The 15,261-nt window shown below is 69.1% G+C and carries 15 protein-coding genes and 1 pseudogene; 5 read left to right on the forward strand and 11 right to left on the reverse strand.

Going from position 1 to position 15,261, the window contains the following annotated elements:
• Nucleotides 1–317: 317 nt before the first annotated feature.
• From B146_RS0105490 to B146_RS0105515, 6 genes are all read right to left on the reverse strand, one after another.
• A complete protein-coding gene (locus tag B146_RS0105490) occupies nt 318–1,628 on the reverse strand; it encodes an ArgE/DapE family deacylase (protein ID WP_040408262.1) in 1,311 nt (436 codons plus the stop codon).
• A 125-nt stretch (nt 1,629–1,753) separates the two neighbouring features.
• Nucleotides 1,754–3,157 (reverse strand): aminotransferase, encoded by a 1,404-nt coding sequence (locus B146_RS0105495; RefSeq protein ID WP_026358354.1) that lies wholly within the window; start codon nt 3,155–3,157, stop codon nt 1,754–1,756.
• Between the two features lie 12 nt (nt 3,158–3,169).
• Nucleotides 3,170–4,648, reverse strand: a complete 1,479-nt coding sequence (locus B146_RS0105500; protein ID WP_026358355.1) for an NAD-dependent succinate-semialdehyde dehydrogenase — start codon at nt 4,646–4,648, stop codon at nt 3,170–3,172.
• Between the two features lie 194 nt (nt 4,649–4,842).
• Nucleotides 4,843–5,328, reverse strand: coding sequence for an Lrp/AsnC family transcriptional regulator (locus B146_RS0105505; RefSeq protein ID WP_019995419.1), 486 nt, complete (start codon nt 5,326–5,328; stop codon nt 4,843–4,845).
• 19 nt (nt 5,329–5,347) lie between these two features.
• Nucleotides 5,348–6,487, reverse strand: coding sequence for a M20 metallopeptidase family protein (locus B146_RS0105510; RefSeq protein ID WP_019995420.1), 1,140 nt, complete (start codon nt 6,485–6,487; stop codon nt 5,348–5,350).
• Nucleotides 6,488–6,509: 22 nt separating this feature from the next.
• Complete coding sequence (locus B146_RS0105515; RefSeq protein ID WP_019995421.1) at nt 6,510–7,685, reverse strand: M24 family metallopeptidase; 1,176 nt, start codon at nt 7,683–7,685, stop codon at nt 6,510–6,512.
• 239 nt (nt 7,686–7,924) lie between these two features.
• On the opposite strand from B146_RS0105515, the gene sugE reads away from it, so the two are divergent.
• Nucleotides 7,925–8,242 (forward strand): quaternary ammonium compound efflux SMR transporter SugE, encoded by a 318-nt coding sequence (sugE, locus tag B146_RS0105520; protein ID WP_019995422.1) that lies wholly within the window; start codon nt 7,925–7,927, stop codon nt 8,240–8,242.
• Nucleotides 8,243–8,346: 104 nt separating this feature from the next.
• On the opposite strand, the gene B146_RS0105525 is transcribed toward sugE, so the two are convergent.
• The 4 genes from B146_RS0105525 to B146_RS0105540 are packed head-to-tail and all read right to left on the reverse strand — an operon-like array spanning nt 8,347 to nt 11,200.
• Complete coding sequence (locus tag B146_RS0105525) at nt 8,347–8,961, reverse strand: glutathione S-transferase family protein (RefSeq protein WP_019995423.1); 615 nt, start codon at nt 8,959–8,961, stop codon at nt 8,347–8,349.
• 60 nt (nt 8,962–9,021) lie between these two features.
• Nucleotides 9,022–9,921, reverse strand: coding sequence for a dihydrodipicolinate synthase family protein (locus B146_RS0105530; RefSeq protein ID WP_019995424.1), 900 nt, complete (start codon nt 9,919–9,921; stop codon nt 9,022–9,024).
• A 21-nt stretch (nt 9,922–9,942) separates the two neighbouring features.
• Nucleotides 9,943–10,563, reverse strand: coding sequence for a LysE family translocator (locus B146_RS0105535; RefSeq protein WP_019995425.1), 621 nt, complete (start codon nt 10,561–10,563; stop codon nt 9,943–9,945).
• A gap of 7 nt (nt 10,564–10,570) precedes the next feature.
• Complete coding sequence (locus B146_RS0105540) at nt 10,571–11,200, reverse strand: LysE/ArgO family amino acid transporter (RefSeq protein WP_019995426.1); 630 nt, start codon at nt 11,198–11,200, stop codon at nt 10,571–10,573.
• A gap of 74 nt (nt 11,201–11,274) precedes the next feature.
• On the opposite strand from B146_RS0105540, the gene B146_RS0105545 reads away from it, so the two are divergent.
• Nucleotides 11,275–12,165, forward strand: a complete 891-nt coding sequence (locus B146_RS0105545) for a LysR family transcriptional regulator ArgP (protein ID WP_019995427.1) — start codon at nt 11,275–11,277, stop codon at nt 12,163–12,165.
• Nucleotides 12,166–12,360: 195 nt separating this feature from the next.
• On the opposite strand, the gene B146_RS0105550 is transcribed toward B146_RS0105545, so the two are convergent.
• On the reverse strand, nt 12,361–13,251 hold the full coding sequence (locus tag B146_RS0105550) for a LysR substrate-binding domain-containing protein (RefSeq protein ID WP_019995428.1): 891 nt from the start codon (nt 13,249–13,251) through the stop codon (nt 12,361–12,363).
• A gap of 96 nt (nt 13,252–13,347) precedes the next feature.
• On the opposite strand from B146_RS0105550, the gene B146_RS0105555 reads away from it, so the two are divergent.
• The 3 genes and pseudogenes from B146_RS0105555 to B146_RS30240 form a co-directional block, all read left to right on the forward strand.
• Nucleotides 13,348–14,094: a sulfite exporter TauE/SafE family protein gene (locus B146_RS0105555; protein WP_019995429.1), complete on the forward strand. Its 747-nt coding sequence runs from the start codon at nt 13,348–13,350 to the stop codon at nt 14,092–14,094.
• Nucleotides 14,094–15,065 (forward strand): alpha/beta hydrolase family protein, encoded by a 972-nt coding sequence (locus B146_RS0105560; RefSeq protein WP_019995430.1) that lies wholly within the window; start codon nt 14,094–14,096, stop codon nt 15,063–15,065. Before B146_RS0105555 ends, B146_RS0105560 begins: the two co-directional genes overlap by 1 nt.
• Nucleotides 15,062–15,193: pseudogene (locus tag B146_RS30240) on the forward strand (NUDIX hydrolase N-terminal domain-containing protein); the annotation flags it as partial. The gene B146_RS0105560 and the pseudogene B146_RS30240, both read left to right, overlap by 4 nt.
• Nucleotides 15,194–15,261: the final 68 nt, after the last annotated feature.

Consider the following 15,261-nt stretch of genomic DNA (forward strand, 5'->3'; position numbering starts at 1 on the left):
GCTGGGTTGTTCCTAACGAAGCTCATGGCCCCGTTGAGGGACTCAGGATGAAGGATGCGGTTGCGGGTCCGCCACTCCATGCGGGCCGTCAGCCATCGAGCATGGGCCAAGCATGCATTAGGTTGTTCGGAATGTCCGCTTTCGAAGCGATCGGCCCAGAAGCAGACCGACGGCAATTCACCCTCTCCGGTCATTGTTGCCTGGGGAAGCAAACGCCCAAGAGCGGTCCATCCGCTTCTGACCTCATTAGGACGTTCAGCGGGATCGATCGAGGTGCTTGTAAGCGGACACCCTCACGATCCCGTTCCTTCCGAGGTTTACACGTCGATCCCACACCATCCCGCGGCGAAGAGCGCGATCGTCTTCGTGACCCGCCGCAGGGACGCGAGGTCGACGCGCTCGTCGATGCCGTGGATCCTCTCGCCGACGGGTCCGTAGACGAGCGTGGTCATCCCGCCATGCACCGCGAACACGGCCGCGTCCAGGTAGCAGGGCATCGGCGAGGACCGGAGACCGTCCGCCCCTTCGCGAGCCGCGGCGTGGGCCGACGAGAGAACCGCCTCTGCGGCCGTTCCCGGCTCGAGCTCGTAGCCGGCATGAACCGAGCCGTTCCAGTGAACGGTGGGTGACGGCGCGCCCGCGAACGCGGGGTCGTCCCCTGTGGTGCTCGCCACGCAGTCCTCGAACTCCCGCGTCCGCCGTCTCGGGTCGTCTCCCGGGTAGAAGCCGATCCGACCCTTAATGCGGCACGCGCTCGCCACTGAGGCCTGCCATTCGCCGCCCGAGATCGTCCCGAAGGTCAGCGAGACCGGGTTGGGGATGGCCGCGAAGTGCGGCTTGTCGAGCCGCTCTGCGATCCAGCGGGCCTCCAGCTCGCGCAGCCGCGCCATCAGGCGGACGGCGAGGTCGATGGCGCTGCGTCCCTTGCCTGGCTCCTGGGGATGGGTCGGGATGCCCGAAACCTCGAGCGCGAACTTGGCGATGCCGCTGTTTGCCCGCACCAGCCGCTCGTCGGTCGGCTCGGGGCACAGGAAGGCATCCGCCCTGTAGCCACGCGCCAGAACGCTGGCGGCGCCGTTCCCCGTCGTCTCCTCCTCCACGACGGAATGCACCTGGACGTCGCCGCGCAACGAAACCCCGGCCGCCTGAAGCGCATCGAGGGCGAAGACGTTGGCGCTGAGGCCCGCCTTCATGTCGGCGCTTCCGCGCCCGTGCATCCAGCCGTCCCTGACGACCGGTTCGAAGGGCGGACTCGACCAGCGATCCTCGACGCCCGCCGGGACGACGTCGACGTGCGCGTTCAGGGCAAGCGACCGCCCGCCCCCGCCGCGGCCCTTCATCGTCGCCACGATGTTGGTTCCCCGCAGGTGCTCCTCGGCGGCCCAGGAAAAGGCTGGATGGATGCCGACCAGGGCGCCGTCGACCGGGAAGCGGTCGATGTCATACCCGCGCGCGCGCAGCGAACCCTCCACCATGTCCTGCACGGCCTCCTCGCGCCCGCGGAGGGACACGTGGCGGACGAGATCGGACAGGAAGGCCACCTGCTCGTCGAACCGCTCGTCGACGGCCGCGCATATCCGTCTGACCAACTCAGGCGAAAGGCTGGACGGTCGTTCGTGAGGGCCCATGATGGCTCCGGTCAGGTTCCAGGATCGACGCGCGCCGAAAGGGCGCTTTCCCCGGTTAGACTTCCGAAGGGCCGACGTGTCCAGTGGGGGCTACCCACCTGCCGAAGGCCCGTGGCGCATGGCTGTCAGACCGCTTGGCCCTCGCGCACCAGCTCGTCCATGACGGAGCGAACGGCTGCCTCGGCGATCGCGACGATGTCGTCGACCTCCCCGCGCGAGACGACCAGCGGCGGCGCGAAGCCCAGGATGTCGCCGTGCGGCATGGCGCGCGCGATGAGCCCGCGCTCACGGGCGGCCTTGGACACACGCGCGCCGACCTTGAGCCCCGCGTCGAAGCGGACCTTTCCTTCGCGATCCCTCACGAACTCGATCGCCCCCATGAGGCCGACCCCTCGGACCTCACCGACGATCGGGAGCTGTGCGAAGGTCGCGCGCATCCGCTCCTGGAAGTACCCGCCGACCTCCCGTGACCTGCCGGCCAGGTCCTCTTTCTCGACGATGTCGAGGACCGCGTTCGCCGCCGCGGCCCCGATCGGGTGGCCGGAATAGGTGTAGCCGTGCGAGAACGCGCCGACGCGCGCGGCGCCCTCCTCGATCACCTTATAGACCCTCTCGCCCACGATCGCGGCGGACAGCGGAAAGTATCCCGATGTCAGCCCCTTGGCGACGGTGACGAGGTCGGGCTCGATCCCGTAGTGCTGGCAGCCGAACAGCGAGCCGGTGCGCCCGAACCCCGTGATGACCTCGTCGGCGATGAGGAGGACGTCGTGCTCGCGCAGCACGGCTTGGATGGCCTCCCAGTAGCCTTCCGGCGGCGGCGTGATCCCGCCCGTGCCCAGGACGGGCTCGCCGATGAAGGCGCCGACCGTCTCGGGACCCTCGCGGCGGATCATCTCATCGAGTTCGGCGGCCCGGCGCTTCGAGAACTCGAGCTCTGTCTCGCCGGGCTCGGCGCCCCAGTAATGGTGCGGCACCCCCGTGTGGAGCACCTGGGGTACGGGCAGGTCCATGTGGTCGTGGTAGAAGCTCATCCCCGTCATCGAGCCGGAGACGACCGTGCAGCCGTGGTAGCCGCGCTGGCGCGAGATGATCTTCTTCTTCCCGGGCTTGCCCCGCAGGTTGTTGTAGTACCAGACGAGCTTGGCCTGCGTCTCGTTGGCGTCCGAGCCGGACATGCCGTAGAACACCTTGCTCATCCGGCCCGGTGCCATGCGGACGAGGCGGTCGGACAGGATCGCGAGCTCGTCCGTCGTGTGCGCGGCGTAGGTGTGGTAGTAGGCAAGCCGGTGCGCCTGGCGCGAGATGGCCTCGGCGACTTCCGTGCGGCCATAGCCGATGTTGACGCAGTAGAGGCCGGCGAAGCCGTCGATTAGCTCCGCCCCCTTCGCGTCGACGATCCGGACGCCCATGCCCGTCTCGACGATCGTGGGCTCGCCCATCCTGCCGTGGGCGTAGTCGTCGAGCTGCGTGAACGGGTGCAGTACGGCGCCGCGGTCGAGTTCGCCGATGCGCGCGACATTCATCGTCATCGTTTCCATCCTTCAGGCTGCCAGGTTGCCGAAGCACACGTACTTGGGCTCCAGGTATTCGGAGAGGCCGTGCCGGGACCCTTCCCGGCCGAGACCGGACTGCTTCCACCCGCCGAAGGGGATCGGGGCGCCCGTGAACTTCGGGGTGTTGACCGCCACCATCCCGTACTCGAGCCGGTCGGTGAGCCGCATCGCCCGCGACAGGTCCTGCGTGTAGACGTAAGCGGCAAGCCCCATCTCGGTGGCGTTGGCCCGCTCCGTCACCTCCCGCTCGTCGTCGAAGGCGAGGATGGCGGCGACGGGACCGAAGGTCTCCTCGTGGGCGATCAGCATGTCGTCGGTGACGCCCACGAGCACGGTCGGCTCGACGAAGTTGCCGCCGAGGGGACTGTCCTGCCCGCCCGCCACGAGGCGCGCCCCTGCGGACAGCGCCTGGGAGACGTGCTCCCGGCACTTGGCGGCGACGGACGCACGGGTCATCGGCCCGATCTGCGTGCCATCCGCGAGGCCGTGCCCCACCCTCAGGGACCGCGTCGCGGCCGCGAACGCCTCAACGAAGCGATCGTGGATCCCGCGCTTGACGTAGATGCGGTTGGCGGCGAGGCAGTCCTGCCCGGAGGTCGCGAACTTGGCGCCCATGCACCCGGCCACGACGGCGTCGAGGGGCGCGTCGTCGAAGGCGATGAACGGCGCGTGCCCGCCGAGTTCAAGCGAGGCCTTCTTCACGGTGTCGGCCGACTGCCTCAGGAGAAGGCGGCCGACCTCGGTCGATCCGGTGAACGAGAAGGCACGCACGTCGGCATGCTCGAGCAGGCGCCGGGACAGTGGCGGCGCATCGCCCGTGACGACCTGGAAGACGCCGTCCGGCACGCCCGCCTCGGCGGCCAGCTTAGCCAGGGCAAGGGCCGAGAGCGGTGTCTCGGGAGCGGGCTTGACGATCATGGGGCAGCCGGCCGCGAGCGCGGCGCCCGCCTTGCGGGTGATCATCGCGGACGGGAAGTTCCAGGGGGTGATCGCGACCGTCACGCCGACGGGCTGCATCTGGACCGAGAGGCGGCTGCCCCGCAGGTGGCTCGGGATCGTCTCGCCATAGGCCCTTTCCCCCTCGGCGGCGAACCAGTCGAGAAACGCCGCGCCATAGCCGATCTCGCCCCGGGCTTCCGCCAAGGGCTTGCCCTGCTCGGCGGTCATGAGGATCGCCAGGTCGCCGGCATGACGGCGCATGAGGGCGGCCCAGGCCCGCAGGATCGCCCCGCGCTCGCCAGGCAGGACATCCCGCCAACCCTCGAAGGCCTTCTTGCCCGACCGCACGGCCGCGTCGACGTCGGCTTCGCCGCAGGCGGCGACCTGGGCGAACTGCTCACCCGTCGCCGGATCGACGACGCCGGTCACCCGGCCCGCCGACCGCCACGTCCCGTCGATGAAGGCGCGGCCCTCGACCAGGTCGGGCCGCTCGAGCCGCTCGAGCGCCGCGATCGCCATCCCTCGCATCGGAGATACTCCCAAAGCCATCGTTCGGGCGCAGGATATGGGTGGCGGCGCGCAGGACCGCTTCGATCATCTAGAGCTTGGCGCAGCTTCACTGCAAAGGCGCGTCACATGACGCAGGATTCCTGCGTACGCCACGGCTTCCCGCGAATGCCTCCGAAGCGCGTACGCGATGGGTTAAGCCTACGGTGGCGAACTCATACGTTCGGATCCGGCTCCTCGATCGGGATGGCGAAGCCGACCTTGACCCGGTCCATGACCACAAGGGTCTTGAAGCCCTTGATGTCGGGGTTCTCGTAGAAGAAGCGTCGCGTGAACCGCTCGTAGTCCTCCATGTCCCTCGCGGTGACCATGATCACGAAATCGGCCTCTCCCGTCACGTAAAAATCGCTCATCACCTCGCGGGTCGAACGGAGCGTCCGCTTGAAGCGGTCGATGATGTCCGCGCGCTCTCGCTCCAGCGAGACGAGGACCAGCATCGACACGGGCCGCCCCACGGCCTTGGGGGAAATTATCGAGACGTCGGCCTCGACGATCCCGCTCTCCCGCAGCTTCTTCATCCTGCGCTGGACGGCCGTTGACGACAGCCCGACCTCGCGCCCGATCTCCTCGGAGGTCAGGCGGTTGTTGGCTTGGATCATCTCCATGATCCGCGCGTCCAGTCGGTCGTATGCCCGCGCCATCGCCTTCCGTCGCTCCCGGTCAGGACCGCGCGAGGAAGCGCTGGGCCACGTCGCAGAGCGTCGCGGCCCCCATCGGCATGGCCGCCTCGTCGACGCGGAATGCCGGATGGTGGAGCGGGTGGACCGAGCCCTCGGCCTCGTTCCGGATGCCGAGGCGGAAGTACACGGACGGGACGCGCTCGCTGTAGAAGCCGAAGTCGTCGGCCGCCGTCCACCCCGGCGCGTGGACGAGCGCGTCCGGCCCGAACTGCCGCGTCACGCTCTCGATGACCAGCCCCGCCATCCCGGCGTCGTTGACGACGGGCGGCTCGCCCTCGTGGATGTCGATCTCGACATCCGCCCTGTGCGCCGCCGCCAGCCCGGCGAGGATCGCCCGCAGCCGCGCCCACGCGTGCTCGCGGGTCGCCTGGTGGCCGTACCGGATCGTGCCGCGCAGCGCCGCGCGATCGGCGACGACGTTGTAGGCACCGCCCGCCTTGATCGCCGTGACGGACACGACCAGCGGGTCGAAGGGGTCGATCTCCCGCGACACGATCTTCTGGAGCTCGGACACCATGGAGCACGCAACCGCGATCGCGTCGACGCCGTCGGCGGGCCTCGCCGCGTGCGCCGAGCGTCCCAGCACGGCGATGTCGAAGGTGTCGCAGGCGAGCGTGTAGGGGCCGCTCCCGACGCACACGGTTCTGGTCGGCGCGTAGGGGTCGACGTGGATACCGATGGCCGCGTCGACGTCGTCCAGCAGCCCTTCCGCGACGACGCGGCGACCTCCCAAGGGCTCGGCCTCCTCGGCGGGTTGGAAAATAATGCGCGCCGTCCCGCCGAACTCGGACCGGCGGTTGCGCAGGAGCAGCGCCGCACCGACCGCCATCGCTGCGTGGGCGTCGTGTCCGCAGGCATGCATGACGCCGGGACGGACGGACGCGAACGCGACGCCAGATGCCTCCTCGATCGGCAGGGCGTCGATGTCGGCCCGGATCGCGACCTTGCGCCCGCTCGGCTCGCCTTCGCCGACGATGTCGACGACCAGGCCGTGGCCGGCGGCATCCCGGACCACTTCGAAGCCCTCCGCCTCCAGCACGCCACGCAGATAGGCCTGCGTCTCCCGCTCCTCGTTGGAAAGCTCGGGATGGCGATGCAGGTGGCGGCGGATCTCCACCATGCGTCCGACAAGCGCCGCCGCGTCAATTCTTGACATGGATGTCCCGCGGGAAGTTCGTCAGCGTCTCGCAGCCGTTCTCCGTCACGAGGATCGTCTCGCTGACCTCGATGCCCCAGCCGTCCATCCACATGCCGAGGATCGAGTGGAGGACGTTGCCGGGCTGGAGCACTGTCTCGTCGCCTGGGCGCAGGCTGATCGTGTGCTCGCCCCAGTCGGGCGGATAGGCGACGCCGATCGAGTAGCCGATGCGCGACTCCTTCGTCAGCCCGTAGCGGCCGATGACCTGCCGCCAGGCAGCCTCGACGTCCTGGGCGAGGACACCCGGCCGTATCGCCCCCAGGACCGCGTCCATGCCCTCGATGACGGCCTTGCCCGTGTCGACCACCTTCGGCGAGGGCCGGCCAAGCTGGAGCGTGCGTGCCAAGCCCGCCGCGTAGCGTCGACACACGCCGGCGAGTTCGAGGGCCACCGTCTCGTCGCGCCCGAAGCGGCGGTCGCTCCACATGATGTGCGGGGCGGAGGCGTTCTCGCCGCCCAGGATCGTCGGCGGCAGGGCGGTGATGTCGCCCGCGAAGTCCGGGCTGCCGGCGACCTGCGCCGCCTGGATGCGGGCGATCGCGTCGCATTCGCGCACGCCCGGCTCGATCACCTCGTAGGCCGCCGTGACGGCCGCCTCGGCGAGGCGCGCGCCGTTGCGCAGGTAGGCGATCTCCGGCGCGGTCTTCACCGCGCGGATCCAGTTCACCAGGAGGTCGGCGTCTAGGATCGTCGCCTCCGGCAGGGCAGCAAGGAGGCGGGCATGGGCCTTGGGCGAGTAGAAGTAGGCCTCGAGCTCGATGCCGATGCGCCGGCGGCCCCAGCCCTTCGCGACGATCCACTCGCCGATCCAGTCCATCGGGTGGCGGTCCGGCCGCTGCACCAGGGGTTCGGGATAGCCGACGACGTTCTCTGGACGCATCCAAGCGGTGAGGCGCCCGCCGGCCGCGTCCATGGCACGCCCGATCCAGACGGGCTCGGCGTCCTCGGCCGGCACGAGGACGACCTGCGGCGTGTAGAAGGACCAGCCGTCATAGCCGGTGACGTAGTGCTGGTTCGCGATGTCGTTGAGGACGAGGAGCTCGATGTCCCGGCGCGCCATTTCCTGCCGGATCGCCCGGAGGCGCCGCTGGTACTCGTCGGCGGCGAACGGAAGCTTCATGTTCTGATCCCTTCGGACACCCCACGGCGAAGGGCGTGCCCGGGTCTGGTGGTGATTCGTGCCAGCGAGCTTCACGCAAAACGGGAACGGGGTCCATGTCCCGTCAGGGAGAGATGCACATCGACGACGCCCTGCACCAGAGCCATTGAAGCCGGGCGGTCTCGGTCCCATGTCAGGTGAAGAGGACGACCTCGCCACCATCCCCATCGAGCTGGGACGACCCGGCACAGGAGTGATCTATGGCTTGGCTCTACCTCGTTCTCGCGGGCATTTTCGAGATCGTCTGGGCGTTCTCGATGAAGCAGTCGGACGGCTTCTCGAAGCTCACCCCCACCCTCGTGACCATCGCCTTCATGATCGTCAGCTTCGGCCTTTTGTCGGTCGCCATGCGGACGCTGCCGCTCGGAACAGCGTACGCGATCTGGACGGGCATCGGCGCGCTCGGTGCGTTTGGCGTCGGCATCCTCGTTCTGGGCGAGCCGGCCACTGCCCTGCGCGTGGGAAGCGCCGCGCTCATCCTCGCCGGCATCGTCGGGCTGAAGCTCTCGACCCTTTGACGCGATGCGGAGGCGCATCGGGACGGGGAACGCCGGAGACCGACGACTTGTCCTCAGGCATCCGGAAGGTTCGCCATGGTTGGTACGCGCGGAATCGACGCCGCTCAGGCCAACGGCGCTGCGATGAACTCCGGCGTTGCTTCGGCTCGTCCCGACAGCGAATGGAGGGCCGGGTACCTGCCGGCCGGAAAGTCGCTGTCCAGGAATGTCCGGGCGAAGGCCCAGGCGACGGCTGCGGTGATGTCGGCCTGCATGGGGCGGTTTCCGAAGCGCCAGCCCGAACGGTTGGCAAACTCCGACTCGAGCACCTCGAGCGCCGAGCATAGCTGGCCTCGGACGCGGTCGATCCAAGGCTGGTGCTGCTTCTCGGGTGGACGCAGGCGCCGTTCGTAGACGAGCTGGACGCTCTTCTCGCATGCGGCGAGCGCCAGCCCCAGCAGGCGCTGGGATGCGAGGAACGCCTCCGGTTCCTCCGGCATCAGGCGCCTTTCGGCGGGCGCGATCCGCTCGAGGTAGTCGAGGATCAGCGTCGAGTCCTGAAGGACGGTCCCGTCGTCGGTGACGAGCGTCGGCGCCTTCACGGCAGGATTGACGGCAGCGAACCTTTCGAAGTCGCCGAACACCGACCAGTTGTCGTGCTCGAAGGGCATCCCCATCGCGTGGATGGAGATCGCGACACGGCGAACGTACGGGGAGTCGAGCATCCCGATGAGGCGCAAGGCACTTCTCCTATCCCACCAAGCTTTGTGGCCACGCGGCCGGATGAAACGTCGGACCCGTCAGGATCGGCCTTCGAGTCCCGCGAGGGCGTCGGCGATCCTCTCCCTGGCCGCCGGCCCGAGCGGCTGTATCGGCAAGGGCGGCGCGACCGTCGCGATGCCGAGCGTCTCCAGGAGGACGTACATGACGCGGACGCTCCCGTGGGCCTTGAACGTGTCCCATAGCGGGGCCAGCGAAGCGTCGATCCGGCGGGCCTCCACGGCGTCGCCCGTCCGGGCGGCACGGACGAGCTCCACCACCGGACGCGGCAACGTGCCGCCAAGGACGCTGTAGAAGGCGTCGGCGCCCGCGAGGAGCGCGTCCGCGGTCCCCCAGTCGCCGCTGTAGCCGATCGCGAGGTCGATCCGGCCGTGCAGGACCGACAGCTCGGCGGCGACGTCCCCGTCGGCGGGAAGCGGCATCTTGACCGCCCGAACCGTCGGAAGCCGGGACAGCCGTTCGAGGAGGTCGATGCCGAAGGTGAAGTGGGTGGTGCCGGGGTTGTTGTAGACGCAGAGCGGCAGGCCGGAGACGCCGGTCACCGCCCGGTAGTGCTCGAACGCCTCGTCCTGCGTCAGGGGCGTGTAGGACATCGGCGCCATCAGGAGCGCGTCCGCCCCCGCGACCTCGGCGTCCCGGGCGAGGGCCTGCGCCTCGTCGGTCCGGAGGGCGCCGATCCCGACGACCACGGGCACGCGGCCACGCGCGCATTCCACGGCCGCCCCCACCGCGCGGCGGCGTTCTTCCCGCGTGAGGTAGGCGTAGGTGCCCGTCGAGCCGAGGAGCCCGATCGAGTCGACGCCGGCTTCGCAGAGTCGCTCGACCAGGCGGGCCAGCGTCTCGCGATCGACGCGGCCGGCTTGGTCCGCAGGCGTGATCGGGAAGGCCGAGAGGCCGTGGAACGGTGATGGGTCCGGCATCGTGGTCTCCGTGCGGACGAATTATCGGGAAAGGAGCAGGCGGATGCCGGCCCCGGCGAAGAAGAGGGCGAGCATGCCCTCGAACCAGCGCCGGGCACGGGTGTAGGCCCGCACCATCGGGGCCGTCGAGAACAGGAGGGCGTAGCCCGCGAAGATCACCACGCCGAGAGCGACGCAGCCCGCCACGGCGACCGCCACGGTGGCCGGGGTCGCGTCGGGGCTCACCCCCAGCGACATGATCGAGAGCCAGGCGAGAACGGCCTTCGGATTGCCGACATGCATCAGCACGCCGCGGCGGTAGCAGCTCCATGCATCCGGCGTGGTGTCCCCGGTCGCCACGATGCGCCCGTCGGGCGTGGCAGCCGACCGCGCGGCTTTCCACGCGAGCCACAGGAGGTAGAGCCCGCCGCCCACCCTCAGGACGGTCAGGGCGCTGGCATAGTTAGCGAGGAGGGTCGAGACGCCGGTGGCGGCAACCGTTCCCCACACCGTCGACATGGTGACGACGCCCGCCGCCATGGCGAGGGCGGCCGGGCGGCCGTGGCGCATGGCCGTGTTCATGATCGCCATGTTGCTCGGACCCGGGCTCGCGACGGCGACGACGTAGGCGGTGTAGACGAGCAGGAGGTCGTGGAGGTTCATGGACGGATCACCCGGCTTGGTTCAGGGCGCCCAGGAGGAGCGAGGCGGCCAGCGACAGCATCACGACGCCGACGACGGCGTCCAGGATGCGCCATGCGGCCGGCCGCGTGAAGACGGGCTGGAGGAGGCGGGCGCCGTAGCCGAGGGCGGCGAACCAGGTGAAGCTCGCCGATGCTGCACCGAGGACGAAGAAGGGTCGCAGGTCCTCCGGCTGCGCCGAACCTGCCGTTCCCATGAGCAGGACCGTGTCGAGGTAGACGTGCGGGTTCAGGAAGGTGAACGCGGCGCCCGTCGCCATGGCGCGGCCGAGAGACAGGCCGCCGCCCGCCGCCGCCGTCATCGCCGAGGGCGAGGCCATGCGGCGGAACGCGGCGATTCCGTACCAGGCGAGGAACGCCGCCCCGCCCAGCGCCAGGACAGTCGTCAACTGCGGGGCCGCCGCCAGGAACGCGCCCATGCCGCCGACGCCGGCCAGGATCAACATGGCGTCGGAGAGGCCGAAGAAGAGCACGATCGGGCCGACATGCTCGCCCCGCAGCCCCTGTCGCAGGACGAAGAGGTTCTGGGCGCCGATGGCCATGATGAGGGCGGCCGACAGGGCGAAGCCCGACAGGAAGGCGGGGAGGAAAGTGGTCATGGGCACCGTGATGCCGCTTGTCTGCGGAGAAGTAAAACTTGTTCTTCTAAACCGCCTGAAGCATACCTTCATCCATGCTGGACTACCCCGCTCTCCATGCCGTGGCCGCCGTGATCCGCGAGGGATCGTTCGAGCGCGCAGCGGCGGCGCTCGGCATCACGCCGTCGGCCATCTCGCAACGCGTCCGGGGTCTGGAGGAGCGGCTGGGCACCATCCTCGTCGTGCGCGGCCAGCCATGCCAGCCGACCGAGCTCGGCCGGACCCTTTGTGCCCATCTCGACCGGGTGAGGCTCATGGAGGCGGAACTCGCGCCCGACCTTCCCCAGGGGATGGAGTCGGGACCGTCGCGCATCCCGCTGAAGGTAGCGGTGAACTCGGACAGTCTGGCGACCTGGTTTCCGGCGGCGGTGGCGGCGTTCGGGATCGAAACGGGCGTCCCGCTCGATCTGACGCTCGACGACGAGGCGCACACCGCAGATCGCCTGCGTTCGGGCGAGGTCCTCGCGGCCGTCACTGCCGACCCGCGCGCCGTGCAGGGGTGCCGGACGTTCCGGCTCGGTGCCTTGGGCTACGCGGCCTGCGCCAGCCCGGACTTCGCGACGCGCTTCTTCGAAGGGGGCATGACACCAGAGGCGCTGGGTGCGGCACCGTGCCTGCGGTTCGACCGTCGGGACGGGCTTCAGGTGCGCTGGGTCAGGGACACGTTCGGCGTCGAGTTTGACGCTCCGACCTACACCGTTGCGTCGACGCACGGATTCCTCGACTTGGCGATCGCCGGCCTCGCCTGGGGCATGCAACCGACAGCGTTGGCCGAACCTCACCTCGCGGCCGGACGGCTTGTCGAACTGGTCCCCGGTTCAAGGCTCGACGTCATCCTGCACTGGACGGTGGCCCGCCTGCCGGCCGCGTCGCTTGCGCTCCTGACCGAGGCAGTGCGTAAGGCCGCTTCGGCGACGTTGTCCTAAGGTGCGACGAACGGCTCCTTTGATAGAGCGTACCCCCATAGGAGACAGAGCGCTTTCCACCTGGCCGAGGCGATCGGAGCCGGGGAAGCTGGCGTCAAGAAGCGGTCCATCCGGTTTCGACCCCAACAAGCCGTTTGCGTCATCCTCAATCCTGCCCGAAAGTGGACGGTCATCCGTCGCATTCGTCTCGAATGCTCAAGCGGAACCCGCGGCTGATGCCAAGTGATGGACGAGGCTCACGGCTAGGGGATCTAAGCCGTCTGTCGTTCGAGTGCAGAGAAGGAGGCGACGCGTCGCCCACGGGTCCGTCAGCCGCAGGCTGGCCACTGGCATGGAGCGCCGGGCTCGACGGGCGGCAAACTCGGGCATGACGGCGATCCCGGCCCCGTCGGCGACCATGCGGGCGACGCCGTCGAAGGTGCGAAGGAGCACGCGGGGACGCAGACGCACGCCGATGCGCTCGGCCTGGTCCCGAAGCTGCACCTGGAGGGCGCCATCGAACCCGATCATCGGCTCCGCGGCGACCTCAGCGAACGCAACGCGGCCGGCCCCGGCGAGCGAGTGATCGCGTGCCACCACGAGAACCAGCCGATCAATCGCGAACGGTGAGGTCTCCAGGCCGCTTGTGTCGACTGCATCCGACACGATTCCGATCTCGGCCAGCCCACCCGCCACTGCCTTCACGATGTCGGGGCTCGGGCGTTCCGCCAGGTCGATATCCGTCCCGGGGTGCCGAGCCAGAAAGGGACCGAGACGCTCCGGCAGCAGCCCGACGATCGCAGCCGAGTTCGCCAGCACGCGGACCGACCCCCTGAACCCCCTCGCATGGTCGGACAGCTCGGCCTGCATCGCGCCGACCTGCCGCAGGACGAGACGGGCATGGTGGGCGAGCGTGTCGCCCGCCCGAGTCGGTACGACGCCTCGCCGGTTGCGCAGGAGCAGAGGCACGCCGGACGCGACCTCCATGTCCCGCAGCCGTTCGCTGGCCGCCGCAAGCGACAGGTTCGCCGCGCCGGCTCCGTGCGTGATGCTGCCGGCATCCACGACGGCAAGGAACAGGCGAAGGTCGGGCAGATCGAAGCGCATGACGCAACGTGGCACGGGCTGAGGTTTCGGAACAGCCGAAGGGTGCTGCCGCCACTTCCGAATTGCAAACGCGCGCCCGATCGGTGGAATGGCGGGATGGAACAGAACCTTCCCCTTCTTGCCGCCATCACGGCGACCTTCTTCGCCGCCGGGATCGTCAAGGGCGTCACCGGCATGGGACTGCCGACCGTCGCCATGGGCGTGCTCGGCGCCTTCCTGTCCCCGCTCGCTGCGGCTTCGCTGCTGCTTGCGCCCTCCTTCGTGACCAACGTCTGGCAGCTTCTGGCCGGCCCCCGCTTCGGGGCGCTGGTCCGCCGCCTCTGGCCGATGATGCTGACGATCGTCGTCGCGACGGTCCTCGGTTCGGCGCTGCTGACCGGAGGCGACACGCGGACCACGACGACGGCGCTCGGCGTCGCGCTCGTCGTCTACGCGGCCTACACGCTACTTGCCCGGCCGCTTCGTGTCCCCGAGCGGCTGGAGCGACTCGCCTCGCCCGTCGTCGGCTTCGTCACGGGGATCGTGACGGGGGGAACGGGGGTCTTCGTCATTCCCGCCGTTCCCTACCTTCAGTCCCTTGGGCTCGATAAGGACGATCTGGTTCAGGCGCTCGGCCTGTCCTTCACGGTCTCGACGATCGCCCTTGCCGTCGGCCTCGGCTGGAACGGCGGGATCGCGAGCGACGGCTGGCTTGCCTCCGTCCTCGCGGTCATTCCGGCCCTCATCGGGATGCAGGTCGGTCAGGTCATTCGAACCCGGATCAGCCCGCTCGTCTTCCGCCGCGTGTTTCTGGTCTTCTTGCTCCTCCTTGGGCTGGAGATGGCATCACGGCCTCTGTTCTGATGGTGAGCGACGCTTCCCCGACCGACGCGCCACGCGCGGTCGACGGCCCGCGCCGGATCGAGATGCGCTGCGAGGACGGCGTGTGTCTGGGCGGAGACCTCTGGACACCGACGACAGGGCCGCTGATCGGACAGGTCATCGTCAACTGCGCGACAGGCGTCCTGTCGCGCTACTACCATCGATACGCCCGTTTCCTCGCCAGCCATGGCTTCGTCGTGCTGACCTACGACTACCGCGGCATCGGCCTGTCGCGTCCCGAACGCCTTCGCAGGTGCGGCTACAGATGGCGAGACTGGGGACAGAAGGACTTCGAAGCCGCGCTCGCGACGATGATTCAGGCGCATAGTGCGCTGCCGCTGGCCGTCGTCGGGCATAGCGTCGGCGGCTTTCTTCCCGGCCTCGCGAAGGGTGCCTCGCGCATCGACCGGATGCTCACGGTCGGCGCGCAGTACGCATGGCACGGCGACTACGCCCCCGCTCGGCGGCGGCGCTTGATCTGGAAGTGGCATGTCGTCATGCCCGCCCTCGCGGTCGCCTGCGGCTACTTCCCGGGGCGTCGTCTGGGCTGGCTGGAGGATCTGCCGAAGGGCGTCGCGCTCGAATGGGCCTGCCGGCGCGCTTCCTTTGAACGGAACCATCCCGTCGCGGAGCGGGAGCGCGTTCTGGCTGGCATGGAGGCCGTTAGGGCACCGATCCTCGCCGTCGTCATATCGGACGACGAACTCGGAACGGTCGCGGCCGTCCATCGAACGCTCTCGTACTACGAGGGGGCGGACCGGACGATGGTGCTGCTGGACCCGTCCGACTTCGGTCGCGACGCCGTCGGGCACTTCGCCCTGTTCCACGATCGCTACGCCGACAGCTTCTGGCTGCGGTCTCTGGAATGGCTGCGGGACGGACGCAACCCCTGGCCTGAACACGTCGCCTTCGCCGTTCACAATGGCCGAAGACAGAGCGAGGCATCCCGTTGAGACCGACCGACCCCGAATGGCTGGAATGGGCACGCGAGTTGCAGGCACTGGCCCAGACCGGACTGACCTTCACCCGCGACCCTTACGACCGCGAGCGGTACGAACGGCTTCGGCACCTGTCGGCCCGCATGAGCGACGACGAAGCCGCTGCTCTGACGGCAGCTTCGATCTCCCGATGGCGCGAAGCGGACCGTCG

The organism is Aureimonas ureilytica DSM 18598 = NBRC 106430 (genome assembly GCF_000382705.1).
Taxonomy (GTDB): Bacteria; Pseudomonadota; Alphaproteobacteria; order Rhizobiales; family Rhizobiaceae; genus Aureimonas; species Aureimonas ureilytica.